This window comes from Vibrio sp. 10N.247.310.24, assembly GCF_041467175.1.
GTDB classification, from domain to species: Bacteria; Pseudomonadota; Gammaproteobacteria; order Enterobacterales; family Vibrionaceae; genus Vibrio; species Vibrio tasmaniensis_A.
In genome coordinates, this window is the sequence record NZ_JBFSUD010000006.1 from 38,296 (window position 1) to 57,336 (window position 19,041).

A 19,041-nucleotide genomic window follows, 5' to 3' on the forward strand; every position below is an offset into this window, starting at 1 on the left:
CCATGGTGTATTCAACAACCGATTACCTTATTACCTTTATTAGTAATGTTAGTAACCTTAGTCAATATGTCGAGTCGTACAGACTGATTAGTCTAGAGTACGTTTAACCTCAACGATTTCGAATACTTCAATCTGGTCACCAACGCGAACGTCGTTGTAGTTCTTAACGCCAACACCACACTCGTAACCATTCTTAACTTCTTGAACGTCATCTTTAAAGCGACGAAGTGACTCTAGTTCACCTTCGTAGATAACAACGTTTTCACGAAGTACACGGATTGGGTTGCTACGCTTAATCGTACCTTCAGTAACGATACAACCAGCGATTGCACCAAGTTTAGGCGACTTAAATACGTCACGAACTTGTGCAAGACCAATGATTTCTTGACGGAATTCAGGAGCAAGCATACCGCCCATTGCCTGTTTAACTTCGTCAATCAGTTGGTAGATGATTGAGTAGTAACGTAGATCTAGGTTTTCGTTCTGAACTGTATTACGCGCAGTTGCGTCAGCACGAACGTTGAAACCAAGGATGATAGCGTTAGAAGCTGCAGCAAGTGTTGCGTCAGTTTCAGTAATACCACCAACACCAGAACCTACGATGTTCACTTTAACTTCGTCAGTTGACAGTTTCAGTAGAGAGTCAGCAATCGCTTCTACAGAACCTTGAACGTCAGCTTTAAGTACAACGTTAAGTTCAGCAACTTCGCCTGCCGTCATGTTCGCGAACATGTTCTCTAGTTTCGCTTTTTGTTGGCGAGCTAGTTTAACATCACGGAATTTACCTTGACGGTAGTTTGCAACTTCACGAGCTTTACGCTCATCACGTACAACAGTCGCTTCATCACCTGAAGCAGGAACGCCAGAAAGACCTAGAATTTCTACAGGGATAGATGGACCTGCAGTTTCGATGTCTTTACCGTTTTCATCACGCATTGCACGAACACGGCCGTACTCTTGACCACAAAGAACGATATCGCCTTTGTTTAGAGTACCAGACTGTACTAGCACTGTTGCAACTGGACCGCGACCTTTATCAAGACGAGATTCAACAACAACACCAGATGCCATGCCTTCTTTAACCGCTGTAAGCTCAAGAACTTCAGACTGAAGAAGGATAGACTCTAGAAGACCATCAATGTTTGTACCCTGTTTTGCAGAGATGTGAACGAAGATGTTCTCACCGCCCCATTCTTCAGGGATAACGTCGTATTGAGCTAGCTCATTCTTAACGTTGTCTGGGTTTGCACCCTCTTTGTCGATCTTGTTCACAGCAACAATCAGAGGAACGCCTGCCGCTTTCGCGTGCTGGATTGCTTCGATTGTTTGTGGCATTACGCCATCGTCTGCAGCAACAACAAGTACAACGATATCTGTCGCTTGAGCACCACGAGCACGCATAGCAGTAAAGGCCGCGTGTCCAGGAGTATCAAGGAACGTGATCATGCCGTTGTCAGTATCTACGTGGTAAGCACCAATGTGCTGCGTGATACCGCCAGCTTCGCCAGAAGCAACGTGTGCTTTACGAATGTAGTCAAGTGTTGAAGTTTTACCGTGGTCGACGTGACCCATGATAGTAACAACAGGAGCACGACCTTCAGCGATAGCATCGCTATCACGGTCAGCTAGTACTGCTTCTTCAAGTTCGTTTTCTTTACGTAGGATTACCTTGTGACCCATTTCTTCAGCAACAAGTTGTGCTGTTTCTTGGTCGATCACTTGGTTGATAGTCGCCATAGCGCCCATCTTCATCATTACTTTGATAACTTCAGTTGCTTTAACTGACATTTTGCTAGCCAGTTCAGAAACAACGATAGTTTCGCCGATAGCAACGTCAGATTTTGCAACAGTCGCTGACTTATCGAAGCCTTGCTGCATTGAAGTTGGTTTAGCAAGCTTACCTTTACCGCCACGACCACGTTGGTTACGACCACCACGGTTATTGCCAGGTTGAGTTGCTGGAGCTGGTTTCTTCTTGCGACGACGAGGTGCTTTCTCATCTTTTTTGTCTGCCGCATCTTCAGCTTCACGAGCGTAAGTAGAAGTCGTCACATGGTAATCCGCAGATTTCTCTTGCTCTTTCTTCTTCTTCTCTTCTTCAGACCAACGTTCTTGGTTCTCTTCTGCTAACTTACGAGCTTCTTCAACAAGCTTAGCTGCTTCAGCTTCGGCTTTACGAGTTGCTTCTTGCTCTTGACGAGCTTTAAGTTCATCCGCTTCTTTTTTCGCTTGTGCGTTAGCGTCTGCATTTTTTGAATTCATGTCTTTTTTAGCCTTTTCAGCTTGTGCGCGTTGAGCCTTCTCTTCAGCTTCACGTTTTGCATCCGCTTCACGTGTTACTTTTGCTTCGGCTTCGCGCTGTGCTTTCTCTGCAGCATCACGTTTCGCTTGCTCTTCAGCATCGCGTTGTGCTTTCTCTTCCGCTTCACGATTAGCTACTTCCTCAGCTTCACGTTTCGCTTCATCTTCAATAGTGCTGCGCTTCACGTAAGTACGCTTTTTACGTACCTCAACTTGAACATCCTTACTCTTACCGCCTCCAGCGGCAACACTTAGCGTGCTGCGGGTCTTGCGTTGAAGAGTTAAACGAGTCGGTTCTGTTTCACCAGAAGTATCGCCGTGCTCCTTTTTAAGGTGCGTTAGCAATGTTTGCTTCTCTGAATCAGTCACTTGGTCCGACCCTGCTTTCTTCATGCCTGCATCAGCAAGTTGTTCAATTAAGCGGTCAACTGGCGTACCAATCTCTTCACTCAGTGCTTTAACTGTTAATTGTGTCATACCGCTCTCTCCTTGCTGAATTATTCTTCGTCGCCGAACCAACAGATGTTACGCGCAGCCATAATTAGCTCGCCTGCACGCTCTGCAGTTAGGTCTTCGATGCCTTCTAGTTCATCAACGCCTTGGTCAGCTAGGTCTTCCAATGTCGCAACGCCTTTTGCTGCTAGCTTGTAAGCCATTTCACGCTCAAGACCTTCAAGTGCAAGTAGGTCTTCAGCTGGCTCAACACCATCGAAAGTTTCTTCTTTCGCTAGCGCTAGAGTTGTCAGTGCGTCTTTCGCGCGGTTACGCAATTCTTCAACGATACCTTCATCTAGACCATCTACTTCAAGAAGCTCGTTCACAGGAACGTAGGCTACTTCTTCAAGCGTAGAGAAGCCTTCTTCAACAAGCATTTGAGCAAAGTCTTCTTCGATATCTAGGTGCTTCATGAAGTTTTCAATAGAAGCAACTGCTTCTTCTTGGTGCTTCTTCTCTAGATCAGCAACAGTCATTACGTTCAGTTCCCAACCAGTAAGTTGAGACGCTAGACGTACGTTTTGACCGCTACGACCGATAGCTTGCGCTAGGTTGTCAGCTTCAACCGCGATGTCCATTGAGTGCGTATCTTCATCAACGATGATAGAAGCAACATCAGCAGGAGCCATTGCATTGATAACGAATTGCGCCGGGTTATCATCCCAAAGCACGATATCGATACGCTCACCGCCAAGGTCGTTAGATACAGCTTGTACACGTGCGCCACGCATACCAACACACGCACCAACAGGGTCAATACGTTTGTCGTTTGTTTTAACGGCGATTTTAGCACGAGAACCAGCGTCACGTGCAGCACCTTTAAGTTCAATTAGCTCTTCACCAATCTCAGGCACTTCAACACGGAATAGTTCAGCTAGCATTTCTGGCTTAGAACGAGTAACAAACAGCTGGAAGCCGCGAGCTTCTGGCTTAACTGCGTATAGAAGACCACGAACACGGTCACCTGGACGGAAGTTTTCACGAGGAAGTTGGTCATCACGAAGGATTACCGCTTCAGCGTTGTTACCTAGATCTAGAATCACTGTGTCACGGTTAACTTTCTTAACTGCGCCAGTGACTAGCTCGCCTTCGTTATCAATAAACTGTTCAACGATTTGAGCGCGTTCAGCTTCACGTACTTTCTGTACGATAACTTGCTTAGCTGTTTGAGTCGTAATACGGTCAAACGTTACTGATTCGATATCATCTTCAATGAAACCGCCAAGTTCGATCTCTGGATCATCGTACTTTGCAGCTTCAATAGAGATTTCTTTTGTTGGGAATTCAACTTCCTCAACAGCTTCCCAACGGCGGAAAGTTTCGAAATTACCCGTTTTACGGTCAATCTCAACACGAACTTCGATTTCTAGTTCGCTTTTCTTTTTTGTTGCCGTTGCAAGCGCGATTTCAAGCGCTTCAAAAATACGCTCACGAGGAACTGCTTTCTCATTAGAAACAGCTTCTACTACCGCCAAAATTTCTTTGTTCATTAATCTAGCCTCTTAAGCTCTTCTCTCTAGGAGAACTAAAATTTAGGGATCAGGTTAGCTTTCGCAATATTGCTCAGGACGAATTCTTCTTCTTGTCCTTCAACCAATACTTTCACTGTCTCGCCTTCGATAGATTGGATATCACCTTTCCATTTACGACGGTTGCCGACAGCCATTTTCAAAACGATGCTTACCTCGTGACCAATAAATTGTTGGTAATGCTCAGCTTTGAACAGTGGTCTCTCTAAACCTGGTGAAGACACTTCAAGGTTATAAGCCACTGAAATTGGATCTTCAACGTCCATTACGGCACTTACTTGGTGACTAACTTCAGAGCAATCATCTACATTGATACCATTTGGTGAATCGATGTAAATGCGTAGCGTTGAGTGCTCACCAGCACGAATAAATTCTAATCCAACTAACTCATAACCCGATGCTGCTACTGGAGCGTCAAGCATTTCAGTAAGTTGTCTTTCTAAACCAGTCATTTAACCACTCCAGAAACAAAAAAAGGGCTCAAAGCCCAATTTAAATTCCAAGCAAACATTATCATCTAAATGCATTTATAAATGCTTAGATAACAAAAAACCCCGTATAAGCCGGGGTTTTTGTTGCTGGACCCTTATATGTTAAGTGTCATCATATTTGATATCACACTTAACTCACAGTGAGGTTCACACTGTGCAAACTTGCTACCAATACAAGCTATATAATAGCATTGTAATTGGTTGCGGGAGCCGGATTTGAACCGACGACCTTCGGGTTATGAGCCCGACGAGCTACCAAACTGCTCCATCCCGCGTCCGACTTGTGAGCATTATACGCCCAACAAGATGTTTTACAAGTTTGTAAACATGGTGCCGAGAGAGGGACTCGAACCCTCACACCCTAAGGCACTAGCACCTCATGCTAGCGTGTCTACCAATTTCACCATCTCGGCATCAAATCTTTACAGATTATTGTGGAATTTCGTCGCCTTGCGCCGGAACTTCACTCACTGCATCTTCAGCTTGTTGAATCACCTGACCTTGAGTCGGGTCAATCCACTGTGACTCAGTTTTATGTGTAGACATATTACCAAGCACTAAGCTAAGGATAAAAAATGTAGTTGCAAAAATTGCAGTCATTCGGGTAAGGAAATTTCCTGAGCCACCAGCACCAAACACAGTGTTTGAAGCGCCAGCACCGAAAGAGGCTCCCATATCTGCGCCTTTACCTTGTTGAATCAACACTAGGCCAATTACACCAAGCGCTGCCAACAGGTAAATCACAAGTAGAACTGTAAACATTTTTCCACCTATGTTCCTAATTGTTGAGCCAGCGCCGTTCAAAAAACTATTTTTAAGAACAAGGCTAGCGACCTCCTAACTGAAGGCCGAGCAATACTAGCGAATGCGACGATGACTGACAAGGGGAATTTACTAAAAAATAAGCCTTTACCAAGCAAGTGGTCAAAAAAAGGGCAAAAGGGACACAAAACTCATTTGCGTCCCTTTTTAATCATCACATAACTAAAACCCGGCCGCCACAAGTGAGACCGACTTCGCCTGTTACGGCAAACGTTTTATTAGCAATTCGCTTTTACTGCATCAGCAATTTTCAGTGCAGAACTCTGAACAAGCTCAGCATCTTCGCCTTCAACCATGACACGCAGTAGTGGCTCGGTACCAGACTTGCGTAATAGCACACGACCTTTCTCGCCAAGCTCAGCTTCTACTTCTACAACCGCTGCTTTTACCGCTTCGGCTTCTAGTGGGTTTGAATCTCCGCTGAAACGAACGTTTTCTAGAACTTGAGGGTATAACGTCATGCCCTGAGACAGCTCATTCAGTGTCATTTCGCTATCAACAACTGAAGCCAACACTTGCAGAGCAGCAACGATAGCATCACCCGTCGTCACTTTATCCAATAGGATAACGTGACCCGAATTTTCTGCCCCGATCTTCCAGCCTTTAGCAAGAAGTTGCTCCATGACGTAACGGTCACCAACAGCAGCACGTACAAATGGAATACCTAATTGCTTAAGGCCATTTTCCATACCAAGGTTGGTCATTAGTGTACCAACAACGCCACCTTTCAACTCACCGCGACGCAGTGCATCACGAGCAATGATGTAAGCAATTTGGTCACCATCAATTTTGTTGCCTAGCTCGTCAACCATGATGATGCGGTCACCGTCACCATCAAAGCCTAGGCCTAACGCTGCTTTTTCTTCAAGTACTTTAGCTTGCAGAGCACGCACATCTGTCGCACCCACTTCGTGGTTGATGTTAGTACCATTTGGTTCAACACCCATTGCAATCACTTCAGCACCCAACTCTTTAAATACCGCTGGCGCAATGTGGTAAGTCGCACCATGTGCGCAATCCACCACAATTTTCATGCCCGCTAACGTCATTTTGTGTGGGAATGTACTTTTACAAAATTCGATATAACGGCCAGCTGCATCATTTAAACGTACAGCTTTACCCAATGCAGAAGATTCCACGCACTCGATATCTTTATCTAGTTCAGCTTCGATAGCCAACTCAATGTCATCCGACAATTTAGTGCCTTCAGAAGAGAAGAACTTAATGCCGTTGTCATAGAAAGGGTTATGCGATGCAGAGATAACGATACCCGCTTCAGCACGGAAAGTTTGTGTTAAGTAAGCAACAGCAGGTGTTGGCATTGGGCCAGTAAACGTAGCCTGAAGACCCGCAGCAGCAAGGCCAGCTTCTAACGCAGACTCAAGCATATAGCCAGAGATACGAGTATCTTTACCAATGATCACTTTCTTGGTGCCCTGCTTCGCAAGAACACGACCTGCAGCCCAGCCAAGCTTCAGAACAAAATCAGGTGTAATCGGGTATTGGCCAACTTTGCCACGTACACCATCTGTGCCGAAGTAACGTCTTTTATCAGACATATTGATTTTCCTTAATTATTATTAGTGATTGTTATTCATCACTTCGATTATCTTCATCGCTTCCAATGTATCTTCAACATCGTGAACGCGAATAATTTGTGCGCCTTTCATTGCAGCGATAGTCGCGCAAGTGACACTGGCTACCATGCAATCTGCTGGGGCCTTGTCCAGTAGCTTAAAGATCATCGATTTTCTCGACATCCCAGCTAAAACTGGCAACCCAAGCGTATGAAATTTTTCAAGGTGCGCTAATAGGTGGTAATTGTGTTCAATGGTTTTACCAAAACCAAAACCAGGGTCCAGAATCAGCTGTTCTTTTGAGATTCCTACAGCCTCACAACCTTCCACTCTTTCTTGTAAGAATGCTTCAACATCCATTAGAACATCGTCGTAAACTGGGCTAGCTTGCATGGTTCTTGGTTGGCCTTTCATGTGCATCAAGCAAACAGGAACATTACCCTCAGCGGCCGCTTGTAGGGCACCTGGCTCTTGTAAAGCGCGTACATCATTGATCAAATCAGCACCCGCTTCAACAGCTTGGCGCATCACTTCGGCTTTGCTGGTATCAATAGAAATCCAAACATCAAACTTAGCACGAATCGCTTTAATTGCAGGAATAACTCGAGCGAGCTCTTCCTCTAAGGAAACGTCCGGAGCTCCAGGGCGAGTCGATTCACCACCAATATCAATAATGCTAACACCGGCTTGAATCATTCGTTCAGCTTGCAGCAATGCATTATCTAATGAGTTGAATCTTCCGCCATCAGAAAAAGAATCAGGGGTGACATTGAGGATACCCATTACATGTGGGCGGTCTAAAACGAGTGTTTTATTGTTTGCTTTTAATATCATGAAAGGCAGGTCTTAAAGAGTAAAAAAACACCTTGAGCTATAAACAGAAAAACCCTGAGCGTACTCAGGGTTTTAATTTATAGCTTAGCGATTAAGAATCTTTGTTTTGAGTATCATCTGATTCAGATTTAACTTCTTCAACTTTCGACTCTTCAGCTTCTGGTTCGGCTTTAGCTTGTTCTTCAGATTTAACTTCAGCTTCAGGCTTGGCTTCTTCCTTTGCAGGTTCTGCTTTTGCTTCATCACCCCAACCAGCAGGCTCGCGAATCTCGTCTTTACGTTCCATCAAGTCATCAATCTGACCTGCATCAATCGTTTCAAACTTCATCAGCGCATCTTTCATCGAGTGCATGAGATCCATGTTCTCTTCAAGAATCTGCTTCGCACGAGCATAGTTACGGTCGATAAGAATACGAATTTCTTCATCGATGAGTCGAGTTGTATCGTCAGAAACATGTTTCGCTTGGCTCATGCCACGACCTAGGAAAACTTCGCCTTCTTCTTCAGCATATAGAAGAGGACCTAGTTTTTCAGAGAAGCCCCACTGCGTTACCATCTTGCGAGCAATATCAGTTGCACGTTCGATATCGTTAGACGCACCAGTCGAAACCTTGTCTTTACCGTAGATAAGTTCTTCAGCAAGGCGACCACCGTACAAGCTAGAGATCATTGACTCTAGGTGTTGGCGAGACATGCTTACGCGATCTTGCTCAGGTAGATACATAGTCACACCAAGTGCACGACCACGTGGAATGATTGACACCTTGTACACTGGATCGTGTTCAGGTACCAAACGACCAACAATTGCGTGGCCTGCTTCGTGATAAGCCGTTGATTCTTTCACTTCTTCAGACATAACCATTGAACGGCGCTCTGCACCCATCATGATCTTATCTTTCGCAAGTTCAAACTCAACCATAGATACATTGCGTTTGTTTCCGCGAGCAGCAAATAGAGCCGCTTCGTTAACAAGGTTCGCAAGATCTGCACCAGAGAAACCTGGAGTACCACGAGCAATCAGAGATGGTTCAACATCACCTGATAGTGGAACTTTGCGCATGTGCACTTTAAGAATCTGTTCACGACCACGTACATCAGGTAGACCTACCACAACTTGACGGTCAAAACGACCAGGACGAAGTAATGCAGGGTCTAGCACGTCGGGACGGTTAGTCGCAGCGATAACAATAATACCTTCGTTACCTTCGAAACCATCCATCTCAACCAGCATTTGGTTAAGTGTTTGCTCACGTTCATCGTGACCACCACCAACACCAGCGCCACGTTGACGACCTACAGCATCGATTTCATCGATAAAGATAATACAAGGCGCTGCTTTCTTCGCTTGTTCGAACATGTCACGCACACGAGATGCACCGACACCAACAAACATTTCAACGAAGTCAGAACCTGAGATAGTAAAGAACGGTACTTTCGCTTCACCAGCAATTGCTTTTGCAAGCAATGTCTTACCAGTACCAGGAGGACCAACCAACAGGATACCTGTCGGGATCTTACCACCCAGTTTCTGGAAACGACTTGGGTCACGAAGATAATCAACAAGCTCTTTCACGTCTTCTTTTGCTTCGTCACAACCAGCAACATCCGCAAACATCGTTTTGATTTGTTCTTCGCTCATCATTCGAGCTTTGCTCTTACCGAAAGACATCGCGCCTTTACCGCCGCCGCCGCCTTGCATTTGACGCATGAAGAAAATCCACACACCAATCAGTAAGATCATTGGGAACCAAGAGATGAAGATAGTGCCAAGCAGGCTCTGCTCTTCAGGTGGTGTACCCTGAACTTTTACGTTTTGATTAATTAAGTCATCAAGTAGCTTTTGATCATAAACAGGCATGTAAGTTACATACTTAGAACCACCGCCACGACGTGTGAAAGTAATTTCGCTGTTATTGAACTGTGCGTCTTGAATCTGGCCTTGGCCAACTTCCTGTACAAACGTGGTGTAATCTACTGCTCTGCCGTTACTTTCCCCAGGGCCAAAGCTCTGGAAGACCGACATCAACACAACCGCGATAACAAGCCACAGAATTAAATTTTTTGCCATGTCACTCAAGGTGTAAGCCTCTCGATAACTAATTGTAATTAAAGGTAGGGTACTACAGTTTGTAACCTGTAGCCATGTTGTTAACTCTCACTCTTGGAAGAGAATCGTTAACCTTTGTAACCAGTTGCTACGATAAACACTTCACGAGATCGAGCTCGAGAAGAGTCGGGTTTTCTCACTTTGACTGTTTTAAACATCTCACGGACGTCCTTAACATATTGGTCAAACCCTTCGCCTTGGAATACTTTTACAACAAAACTACCATTGGTAGCTAGAACTTGTCGACACATATCCAAAGCTAATTCAACTAAATACATAGCTCTCGGCTGATCCACAGAATTGTTGCCTGCTATATTAGGTGCCATATCAGACATCACGACATCAACCATGTTTGGTTGTATACGTTCCAACAAGGCATCTAGCACAGCTTCTTCGCGGAAATCACCTTGTAAAAAGCTCACTCCAGCAATCGGATCCATAGGTAGCAAGTCACAAGCAATGATTTGACCGTTGTCTCCGATAATCTTAGCAGCATATTGAGACCAACCGCCAGGCGCTGCGCCCAAATCCACAATGGTCATCCCAGGAGTCAGCAATTTATCTTTCGTTTGAATCTCTTCCATTTTGAAATAAGCACGCGAACGATAGCCTCTTTTTCTTGCTTCATTTGCATACTTGTCGTCGAAGTGTTCCTTCAACCAACGGCCTGAACTGGCCGAATGTTTCTGTTTGCTCATTGGATACCTAAATTGGAGGAAAGTACTAATTGCTGAATAAATTATAGTCTTCAGCTTTAGATGGCGTTAAAATAGGTTTTTTCAACCCTAATACTAAATAAAATTGGCCGCGTAATGAACCTAAGTACCAAACAAAAGCAGCATCTAAAGGGCCTAGCTCACAGTTTAAAACCTGTAGTGCTAATGGGCGCAAATGGACTTACTGAAGCTGTTCTAGCGGAAATCGAATTAGCTCTAGACCACCACGAACTGATCAAGATTAAAGTTGCATCAGAAGACCGTGAGACTAAGCAACTGATTATCGATGCAATTGTACGTGAATCTAAAGCTGAGAAAGTACAGACTATCGGTAAAGTTCTAGTACTGTTCCGTCAGTCAGAAGCACGTAAAATCGAGATTCCACGCAAATAAGCTAGTTTGACATCAAGCTAGCTCCACAAGAAAGCCACCGTGCTTGTCTTTTAGTGTAGCGTGAGAAACGAAAAAGGTCGCATTAGCGACCTTTTTACTTATTAGAACCAAAGTAAATTCAATTAGATGTATTCTACTTTGTCGATTTCGAAATCTTTATCGCCGCCAGGTGTAGAGATAATAACCTCGTCACCTTCCATCTTACCAATAAGGCCACGAGCGATCGGTGATTTCACCGAAATGCGGCCAGTTTTGATTTCAGCTTCATCTTCAGAAACGATTTGGTAACGGAACTCTTCATCAGTATCTACGTCAATCAAAGTAACCGTAGTACCAAAGATAACCTTGCCTGTGTTATCCATTTGAGTTACGTCGATGATCTGAGCTAGCGATAGCTTGTATTCGATATCTCGAATTTGAGCTTCACAGATACCCTGCTCTTCACGAGCGGCGTGGTACTCTGCATTCTCTTTCAAGTCACCGAGTTCACGTGCTTCACCAATAGCTGCTGAAATAATAGGACGTAGCTTAAGTAGGCGATCTAATTCGTCACGTAGCTGCTGAGCGCCACGCACTGTCATTGGAACCTTTTCCATTTTTTACCTCTATGCCAAAGCTTTCTTTGGCCAACATAAATACACCCAACGCATTTATTGGGTGATAGAAACAAAACGATTTGGCTTAGTGTAAACAAACTTTATGGCTAAATCACCTTTATTCCACTTTGCGTTATAAAAGCTTTATCTAGGTCTAAATTACAGACATCACAAAAATGAATAATAACTCCCCCATCAATAGGCAGAGAGTTAAATACCTAAAAAAACAAAAAACAAACAAAATAAACACAGATCACACTTTTATAAAAAACACTTTAAAACATACACTTAAACAACAAGAGATATAATAAAACAGTGTTCATTTTTTGGTTTTATATCATTTTACTAACTTACTATGGAACTTTAGAGGTAAAAAGTAACCCATGGATTGCACTGGCATTTTTCAGACTTCTGTTCTAATCATGATTATGAAGCCTGATTAATACAGGCAATACACAAAAGGGTTCAAATCCTTGATAAAACTTCTATGGACAGTAATTAGGAATTAATAACATGAACAAGACTATGATCGCGCTTGCTGTATCTGCTGCAGCTCTTGCTACTAACGCAGTGGCAGCGGACGGTAAACAAGCTGGTGGTATCGACGGCACTTCTGTATACAGCTCAAACGGCACTTCTCTAGAGATCGGTGGTCGTGCTGAAGCTCGTCTATCTCTAAAAGATGGCAAAGCTGAAGACAAAACACGTGTACGTCTTAACTTCCTAGGTAAAGTTGAAATCCAAGACGGCCTATACGGTGTTGGTTTCTACGAAGGCGAATTCGTTTCTAACCCAGAAACTGTACTAAATACATCTGGCGAAAAAGTTACGGTAGACAGTTTAGACAACCGTTACGCTTACGCTGGTATCGGCGGTACATTCGGAGAAGTGACATACGGTAAGAACGACGGCGCTCTAGGCGTTATCACAGACTTCACTGATATCATGTCTTACCACGGTAATTCCGCAGCAGACAAACTTGCAGCAGCAGACCGTACAGACAACATGCTTTCTTACAAAGGTCAATTCCAAGACCTAAGCGTAAAAGCAAGCTACCGCTTTGCAGATCGTACAGATTCAGCAACTGACAGTGGTTACGACGACAACGGTGAAGATGGTTACTCTCTATCTGGTATCTACGCAATCGGCGATTCTGGCTTCAAGCTAGGTGCGGGTTACGCTGATCAAGACCTAGACAACGAATACATGCTAGCGGCATCTTTCCGCACTGAAGCTCTATACTTTGCAGGTGTATTCACTGACGGTGAGAAAGAAGCTGACACTCTACGCCGTACTGTAGATTACACAGGTTACGAATTTGCAACTGCGTACACGCTAGATAAAACTGCGTTTACTCTAACGTACAACAACGCAGAAACTAACGATGAGACTTCTGCAGATAACGTTGCAATCGATGCAACTTACTACTTCAAGCCTAACTTCCGCACGTACATCTCGTACAACTTCAACCTAATTTCTGAAGGTGACAAGATCGGCGGTACATCTCTAGTAAACGGTAATGCATCTAAAGCTGCCGCTGAAGACGAAATCGCTCTAGGTCTACGTTACGACTTCTAATTCTGATTATCTAATTGATTAATTAGTTAATTGAGAATCAAAACGCCCGCTCTATAGCGGGCGTTTTTTATATCTGTATACTGAAAACATCAGTCATCCAAGAAAACCTTCTATGCGCCTTCTATCCAGCTTACTCCTATGTGGTTTGTCACTGTGTAGCTATTCAATTAGTGCTTTCGAATACCTCCCTCTAGATAAACTGCCCGATGGCAGTAGCACAAGCTTGATACTGAAGTCATTGAGTGATGATTCGAGTGAGTTGAACACCAATAGCGATGGCTTTTACCCACCCGCCAGTACGTTAAAGCTAGTCACCGCTTTGGCAGCCAAATTGGAGTTAGGAGATAATTTTAACTACACGACCAGCATTGCGCGTTCTAATAAAGATGTCGTGATCGCATTCAGTGGCGACCCGACCCTACAACGAGAACAGCTTAAAAGCCTTTTGGCTCAATACGCAAAATCTCAATCCAGAACCATCAAGGGCAACTTATACCTAGATAACTCGGCTTATACGGGCTATCAACGCGCGGTGGGTTGGCCTTGGGACATTTTAGGCGTTTGTTACAGCGCGCCTTCGAGTGCGATGACCTTAGACAACAACTGCGCACAAGCCTCTATTTATACAAAAGATAACGGCAGCACTCGTGTCTATATTCCCGCTCACTATCCGATAGACGTGACAACCACCGCAGCCACCGTAACTCGATCAGGGCAGAAGGCGACACAATGCGACTTAGAGCTCATTACCACTCCAGACAACGCTTACAAGCTCTCTGGTTGCTTAGTAGAGCGTAAGAAGCCACTACCACTCAAGTTTGCGATTCAAAACCCCGAGCTTTATACCTATCAAGTCGTGACATCGCTTCTTGAAGAGCTGAAAATCCAAGTTAAAGGCGATGTGATTGTTGGCAAAAAAGCAAAAGCAGAAAAAACCAAGTTAGTGGCTAGTCACAACTCAGAAAAGCTTCCTGAACTGCTCGATATCATGCTCAAGAAGTCGGATAACCTTATCGCAGATAATCTAACTAAAACGCTAGGAGCGACATTTTATGTTCAACCAGGAAGTTTCAATAACGGTACTGAAGCGATAAAGCAGATATTGCTGACCAAAGCTAATATTGACCTCAGTAAAGCGCAGCTGGTCGATGGTTCAGGACTATCCAGAAATAACCGAATGAGGTCACAGACCATGGCTCAAGTGCTTCGTTATATCTGGGATAACGACAAACAACTAAACCTCATTGGGGCAATGCCAACTTCGGGCACTGATGGGACGCTTAAATACCGTCAAAGCATGAGGAAAGCACCGATTCAAGGCAACATTATCGCCAAAAGTGGTTCTCTATACGGCAGTTACAACATGGCGGGATACGGATTAGATAAGGCGGGAAAACCAAACTCTCTGTTTGTGCAATTTGTCCGTGATTACTTCCCTGAAGAACAAGATCCAGACAAACCAGTGGAAGCACCAATCACCCAGTTTGAACGTGCTTTCTACAAAGATGTGGTCGAATTCAGTCAAACACAAAGCAAATCTAAGTAATGTTTAACTCTCTGTAAGCTTCTACTTAAACAATAAAAATGGCGCTGAAGATTTAAGATCTTCAGCGCCATTTTTCTTCCTAAGATGTTTTTCTTCGGCGGTGCTTTTTATTTTCAGAGTCTTTATTTAAAAGCGTTAAGCAATACCCAAGAATGAATTCACTACCGTGAAGTAAATCCACATCCCTGAAATATCGACAATTGAAGCCAGTACAGGGCTCACCAGCACCGCAGGATCTAACTTGAATAACCGAGCAACAATCGGCAATCCAGCGCCAAGCACGGTTGATATTGTCACTTGAATAAACAGAGCGACAGCAATCGCGTAAGCAATCATATTAATGTCGTAGCCACCCGTTGATTGGTTGTCACTGAACAGTAAGATGCGGCCTATCATCACCAAGGCAATCGCAAGCGCCAAGCAGATGGCAACTCTAAGTTCTTTCCATAAAACGTTCGCCCATTGGCGCTTCTTCAACTCGCCCGTGGCTAAAGCCCTGATGACCAGAGTCGCGGCTTGTGTTCCGGTGTTACCCCCAGCAGCAGCGATCACCGGCATATAGATCGCCAGAAGTACTAGCTGACTAAGAATGTCTTCATACTGAGCAATGATAAGCCCAGAGACAATACCCAACAGCGCTAAGGCAATAATCCAACCGATACGTTGCCTTACGTGGCTTAGCACTCCAGTTGAAAGGTAACCTTGTTGAGGCTCAACCTCTGAGTAGATCAGCCCTAGTTGGTGAGCTAGATGTCGAGAGCGCTTCTCAAAGCCCTGCTCTTCTAGCTCACTAAGTAAAGTCTGAATAATACTGAGAGAGCATTGCCCAAGTACTAACACCGCATCTTCAAGCGGCATTCGGTTCAAAAGGTTAATTTGTTGCTCACGCCCATACTGTTGAAATGCATTCGATACAGCTTGGATGTCTTGCTCTGTGTACAAAGCTTCGATAGATAAAAAAGTGTTGTTCATTACCGTCATGGCGAATCTCCCGATTGGCAAAGGTAACGACCATCAAAACAAATAGCATAAGTTTATAGATTTATGCGCACCAAGAACTGAAAGCTACTGGTGTGTCTACTTGTTAGAATCTAGTGTGTGGAAAAGAATGAGGGGGAAAAACAAAGATACCCTACCCGAACGGCAGGACAATAGATCAATACCGAGACGGGTTATTCTTCTCCATTCAAACTAGGAGGATGGTCGGTATTGTTCATAAAAATCTCCAGAATTACTGTCAATATGACAGCGCGCATAGTGTAGCAATAGCCGTTCAAAAACTTCGTCAAATTCCTGTCAATAAATAGGAGTCAATAATTAGGGGAAATAAAAAAGGCATCCGCAGATGCCTTTTCGTTAAATCATTGAGATTTAATATTACTTGATAGTAATACGAGCAAACTTACGCTTACCTACTTGGTAAACTGCAGTACCAGCTTCAGGTACGAATTTGCTATCTTCAATCTTCTCGCCTTCAAGCTTAGCAGCGCCTTGCTTGATCATACGCATCGCATCAGAAGTAGAGTTTACAAGACCCGCTTCTTTCAGAACGTTCGCAATCGGTAGGCCGGCTTCGAATTCAAATTCAGGCATTTCATCAGGCACTTGGTTCTTAGCAAAACGGTTAACGAACTCTTGCTCAGCGGCTTCAGCATCGGCTTCACTATGGAAACGAGCAATGATCTCTTTCGCTAGAAGTACTTTAACGTCACGAGGGTTTTTGCCCGCCTCAACGCCAGCTTTCAGTTCCGCAACTTCTTCAAGTGGACGGAAAGACAGTAGCTCGTAGTAGCTCCACATTAGATCGTCAGAGATAGACATGATCTTACCAAACATCTCGCTTGGTGCTTCGCTAATACCGATGTAGTTGTGCGCAGACTTAGACATCTTCTTAACGCCGTCTAGACCTACAAGTAATGGCATCATCAGTACCGCTTGTGGTTTTTGACCTGCTGCTTTTTGCAGTTCACGACCCATTAGAAGGTTAAACTTCTGGTCAGTACCGCCAAGCTCAACGTCGCTCTCTAATGCAACAGAGTCGTGACCTTGTAGAAGTGGGTACATGAATTCGTGGATAGCGATCGGTTGACCACCAGCGTAACGCTTTTTAAAGTCATCACGCTCAAGCATACGAGCAACCGTTTGGTTAGAAGCAAGACGAATCATGCCTTCAGCGCCAAGCTCAGATAGCCACTCAGAGTTGAAACGAATTTGCGTTTTCGCAGGATCTAGAATCTTGAATACTTGCTCTTTGTAAGTTTCAGCATTCTTCAATACGTCTTCACGGCTTAGCGGTGGACGCGTTGAGTTCTTACCTGATGGATCACCAACCATTGCAGTGAAATCACCAATAAGGAATGTCACTTCATGACCAAGCTCTTGGAAAGCACGAAGCTTGTTAAAGATAACCGTATGGCCTAGGTGGATATCTGGAGCGGTTGGATCGGCACCCAGCTTAATGCGTAAAGGACGACCTTCTTTTAATTTAGCAATCAGTTCGTCTTCTGGAATCAGTTCTTCTACGCCACGTTTGATCTCGGCTAGTGCAGCTTCAATACTCGCCATTCTTGTTCACTCCCACAGATTTGGCAAAAATATAATAATTAGACATCTTACTTGAATAGCGATGTATTTTGAAACCAGTTACACTATTCCGTCGTCGATTTTCATAATATTTACAGAACGAACCGGAACATGTTGTCTATTTTTGCACGCCTTCCTATTTTGCACCGGGCTTTTATCGCATTTTTTAGTGCCGTAATTTTCGTCGCGATTTTCTTACTCCCCGATGTCAGCAGTTTACGTGACGATACGGGCGCTTTAGTGGTGGGGAAACATTACCCACTGACTATCAATGCATCTGCACTTGTTAGCTCGAGTGACGCACCGCCGACGGCTGTGCTTAATTGGGAGAAATACACCGTTCGTTCTGGCGAAAGCACCTCTGTCTTATTTGAACGTATTGGCCTCTCATACCGCTTGCTGATCACGCTACTCAATACCAATAACGATATTAAGAAGCAGCTGTCTAACCTAAGACCTGGCGATGTATTGCAGTTCGGCTTCGATGAGAACAACGACCTTATTCAGTTAAAACGACAACTTAGTGCGTTTGAAAGCTTCAAGATCACTAAGTCTGGCGATTCTTTCTCATCAAGTTTCGACAAAAAAGAAGTTGCCTACCAATACAATTACGCTGAAGCCAACATCACGTCTAACTTCTGGAATGCAGGCGTTAGCGCAGGTTTAACCGCAAACCAAATCATGGAACTCGCCGGTATCTTCGGTTGGGATATCGACTTTGCGTTAGATATTCGTAAGAACGACAGCTTCAAAATCTTATACCAAGAGAAAGTGGTTGAAGGTGAGGTGGTTGGTCGCGGTAAGATCATGGCAGCCGTATTCAAAAACCAAGGCGATTCATTTACCGCGGTATTGGATGATAAGAGCGGCAACTACTTCGATGAAAATGGTCGAGCAATGAAGAAAGCGTTCTTGCGCTCACCAATTGATTTTCGTCGCGTAACATCAAACTTTAATCCTACCAGGAGACACCCAGTAACCGGTAAGGTTCGAGCTCACCGCGGCACCGATTACGCAGCTCCTGTTGGCACGCCTATCTGGGCAGCCGGTGACGGTATTGTTCAGAAGTCTGGTTACAACCAATTTAATGGTAACTACGTGTTTATCCGCCACAGCAACACCTACATCACCAAGTACCTGCACATGAAGCGACGTATGGTGAAAACAGGTCAACGAGTTAAACAAGGCCAAACCATTGGTACTTTGGGCGGTACAGGCCGTGTGACTGGCCCACACTTACATTATGAATTCTTGGTTAATGGCGTACATAAAAATGCGCGTACCGTGAAATTACCGCAATCTAAGTCGTTAACAGGTAAAGCAAAAGCAACATTTATTGCGAACTCAGAAATTCGATTGAGTAACCTAGAGCGATACGGCCAGTTACTAGCAACTAATTAGGTGACTAGCGACTAATTAGATTAATAGCCATCTAAACCAACGAAAAGAGCGCCCACCAAGGCGCTCTTTTCA

Annotated in this window: 15 protein-coding genes and 2 tRNA genes; 4 read left to right on the plus strand and 13 right to left on the minus strand. The window is 44.3% G+C overall.

Annotation, left to right across the window (positions count from 1 at the left end):
• Window positions 1–87 precede the first annotated feature (87 nt).
• The 10 genes from infB to rlmE all read right to left on the minus strand — a co-directional run bounded on the left by infB (window position 88) and on the right by rlmE (window position 10,854).
• Window positions 88–2,778: a translation initiation factor IF-2 gene (infB, locus tag AB6E08_RS03245; RefSeq protein WP_009847541.1), complete on the minus strand. Its 2,691-nt coding sequence runs from the start codon at window positions 2,776–2,778 to the stop codon at window positions 88–90.
• A 20-nt stretch (window positions 2,779–2,798) separates the two neighbouring features.
• Entirely contained in the window at window positions 2,799–4,286 is a 1,488-nt protein-coding gene (gene nusA, locus AB6E08_RS03250; protein ID WP_009847542.1) for a transcription termination factor NusA, read from the minus strand.
• Window positions 4,287–4,321: 35 nt separating this feature from the next.
• On the minus strand, window positions 4,322–4,777 hold the full coding sequence (gene rimP, locus AB6E08_RS03255) for a ribosome maturation factor RimP (protein WP_004734501.1): 456 nt from the start codon (window positions 4,775–4,777) through the stop codon (window positions 4,322–4,324).
• Window positions 4,778–5,014: 237 nt separating this feature from the next.
• Window positions 5,015–5,091, minus strand: a tRNA-Met gene (locus tag AB6E08_RS03260).
• A 53-nt stretch (window positions 5,092–5,144) separates the two neighbouring features.
• Window positions 5,145–5,229 (minus strand) — tRNA-Leu (locus tag AB6E08_RS03265).
• A gap of 16 nt (window positions 5,230–5,245) precedes the next feature.
• Window positions 5,246–5,578 carry a preprotein translocase subunit SecG gene (gene secG / locus AB6E08_RS03270; RefSeq protein ID WP_009847546.1) on the minus strand — a complete coding sequence of 111 codons (333 nt, stop codon included), beginning with the start codon at window positions 5,576–5,578 and terminating at the stop codon, window positions 5,246–5,248.
• Window positions 5,579–5,856: 278 nt separating this feature from the next.
• Complete coding sequence (gene glmM / locus AB6E08_RS03275) at window positions 5,857–7,197, minus strand: phosphoglucosamine mutase (RefSeq protein ID WP_372065844.1); 1,341 nt, start codon at window positions 7,195–7,197, stop codon at window positions 5,857–5,859.
• 21 nt (window positions 7,198–7,218) lie between these two features.
• Window positions 7,219–8,049: a dihydropteroate synthase gene (gene folP, locus AB6E08_RS03280; RefSeq protein ID WP_372065841.1), complete on the minus strand. Its 831-nt coding sequence runs from the start codon at window positions 8,047–8,049 to the stop codon at window positions 7,219–7,221.
• A gap of 91 nt (window positions 8,050–8,140) precedes the next feature.
• Window positions 8,141–10,117 carry an ATP-dependent zinc metalloprotease FtsH gene (gene ftsH, locus AB6E08_RS03285; RefSeq protein WP_372065838.1) on the minus strand — a complete coding sequence of 659 codons (1,977 nt, stop codon included), beginning with the start codon at window positions 10,115–10,117 and terminating at the stop codon, window positions 8,141–8,143.
• Between the two features lie 107 nt (window positions 10,118–10,224).
• The gene (gene rlmE / locus AB6E08_RS03290; RefSeq protein WP_004734508.1) at window positions 10,225–10,854 is read right to left on the minus strand and encodes a 23S rRNA (uridine(2552)-2'-O)-methyltransferase RlmE; all 630 of its coding nucleotides are present in this window, start codon (window positions 10,852–10,854) and stop codon (window positions 10,225–10,227) included.
• Between the two features lie 114 nt (window positions 10,855–10,968).
• Here rlmE and yhbY point away from each other — a divergent pair, with 114 nt between their 5' ends.
• Entirely contained in the window at window positions 10,969–11,265 is a 297-nt protein-coding gene (gene yhbY, locus AB6E08_RS03295) for a ribosome assembly RNA-binding protein YhbY (protein ID WP_004734509.1), read from the plus strand.
• A gap of 122 nt (window positions 11,266–11,387) precedes the next feature.
• On the opposite strand, the gene greA is transcribed toward yhbY, so the two are convergent.
• Entirely contained in the window at window positions 11,388–11,861 is a 474-nt protein-coding gene (greA, locus tag AB6E08_RS03300) for a transcription elongation factor GreA (protein ID WP_017084249.1), read from the minus strand.
• A 513-nt stretch (window positions 11,862–12,374) separates the two neighbouring features.
• On the opposite strand from greA, the gene AB6E08_RS03305 reads away from it, so the two are divergent.
• The gene (locus AB6E08_RS03305) at window positions 12,375–13,439 is read left to right on the plus strand and encodes a porin (protein ID WP_372065833.1); all 1,065 of its coding nucleotides are present in this window, start codon (window positions 12,375–12,377) and stop codon (window positions 13,437–13,439) included.
• 112 nt (window positions 13,440–13,551) lie between these two features.
• A complete protein-coding gene (gene dacB / locus AB6E08_RS03310; RefSeq protein ID WP_372065831.1) occupies window positions 13,552–14,985 on the plus strand; it encodes a serine-type D-Ala-D-Ala carboxypeptidase in 1,434 nt (477 codons plus the stop codon).
• Window positions 14,986–15,120: 135 nt separating this feature from the next.
• On the opposite strand, the gene AB6E08_RS03315 is transcribed toward dacB, so the two are convergent.
• A complete protein-coding gene (locus tag AB6E08_RS03315) occupies window positions 15,121–15,966 on the minus strand; it encodes a magnesium transporter (RefSeq protein ID WP_029222294.1) in 846 nt (281 codons plus the stop codon).
• Between the two features lie 396 nt (window positions 15,967–16,362).
• Window positions 16,363–17,550, minus strand: a complete 1,188-nt coding sequence (tyrS, locus tag AB6E08_RS03320) for a tyrosine--tRNA ligase (RefSeq protein WP_004734518.1) — start codon at window positions 17,548–17,550, stop codon at window positions 16,363–16,365.
• Window positions 17,551–17,679: 129 nt separating this feature from the next.
• On the opposite strand from tyrS, the gene AB6E08_RS03325 reads away from it, so the two are divergent.
• Window positions 17,680–18,969, plus strand: a complete 1,290-nt coding sequence (locus tag AB6E08_RS03325; protein WP_017088382.1) for a peptidoglycan DD-metalloendopeptidase family protein — start codon at window positions 17,680–17,682, stop codon at window positions 18,967–18,969.
• Window positions 18,970–19,041: the final 72 nt, after the last annotated feature.

What these genes read in the sequence shown, in the direction of transcription:
- infB (WP_009847541.1), bottom strand. Translation starts at nt 2,778, where the DNA reads ATGACACAATTAACAGTTAAAGCACTGAGTGAAGAGATTGGTACGCCA.
- nusA (WP_009847542.1), bottom strand. Translation starts at nt 4,286, where the DNA reads ATGAACAAAGAAATTTTGGCGGTAGTAGAAGCTGTTTCTAATGAGAAA.
- rimP (WP_004734501.1), bottom strand. Translation starts at nt 4,777, where the DNA reads ATGACTGGTTTAGAAAGACAACTTACTGAAATGCTTGACGCTCCAGTA.
- secG (WP_009847546.1), bottom strand. Translation starts at nt 5,578, where the DNA reads ATGTTTACAGTTCTACTTGTGATTTACCTGTTGGCAGCGCTTGGTGTA.
- glmM (WP_372065844.1), bottom strand. Translation starts at nt 7,197, where the DNA reads ATGTCTGATAAAAGACGTTACTTCGGCACAGATGGTGTACGTGGCAAA.
- folP (WP_372065841.1), bottom strand. Translation starts at nt 8,049, where the DNA reads ATGATATTAAAAGCAAACAATAAAACACTCGTTTTAGACCGCCCACAT.
- ftsH (WP_372065838.1), bottom strand. Translation starts at nt 10,117, where the DNA reads ATGGCAAAAAATTTAATTCTGTGGCTTGTTATCGCGGTTGTGTTGATG.
- rlmE (WP_004734508.1), bottom strand. Translation starts at nt 10,854, where the DNA reads ATGAGCAAACAGAAACATTCGGCCAGTTCAGGCCGTTGGTTGAAGGAA.
- yhbY (WP_004734509.1), top strand. Translation starts at nt 10,969, where the DNA reads ATGAACCTAAGTACCAAACAAAAGCAGCATCTAAAGGGCCTAGCTCAC.
- greA (WP_017084249.1), bottom strand. Translation starts at nt 11,861, where the DNA reads ATGGAAAAGGTTCCAATGACAGTGCGTGGCGCTCAGCAGCTACGTGAC.
- AB6E08_RS03305 (WP_372065833.1), top strand. Translation starts at nt 12,375, where the DNA reads ATGAACAAGACTATGATCGCGCTTGCTGTATCTGCTGCAGCTCTTGCT.
- dacB (WP_372065831.1), top strand. Translation starts at nt 13,552, where the DNA reads ATGCGCCTTCTATCCAGCTTACTCCTATGTGGTTTGTCACTGTGTAGC.
- AB6E08_RS03315 (WP_029222294.1), bottom strand. Translation starts at nt 15,966, where the DNA reads ATGACGGTAATGAACAACACTTTTTTATCTATCGAAGCTTTGTACACA.
- tyrS (WP_004734518.1), bottom strand. Translation starts at nt 17,550, where the DNA reads ATGGCGAGTATTGAAGCTGCACTAGCCGAGATCAAACGTGGCGTAGAA.
- AB6E08_RS03325 (WP_017088382.1), top strand. Translation starts at nt 17,680, where the DNA reads ATGTTGTCTATTTTTGCACGCCTTCCTATTTTGCACCGGGCTTTTATC.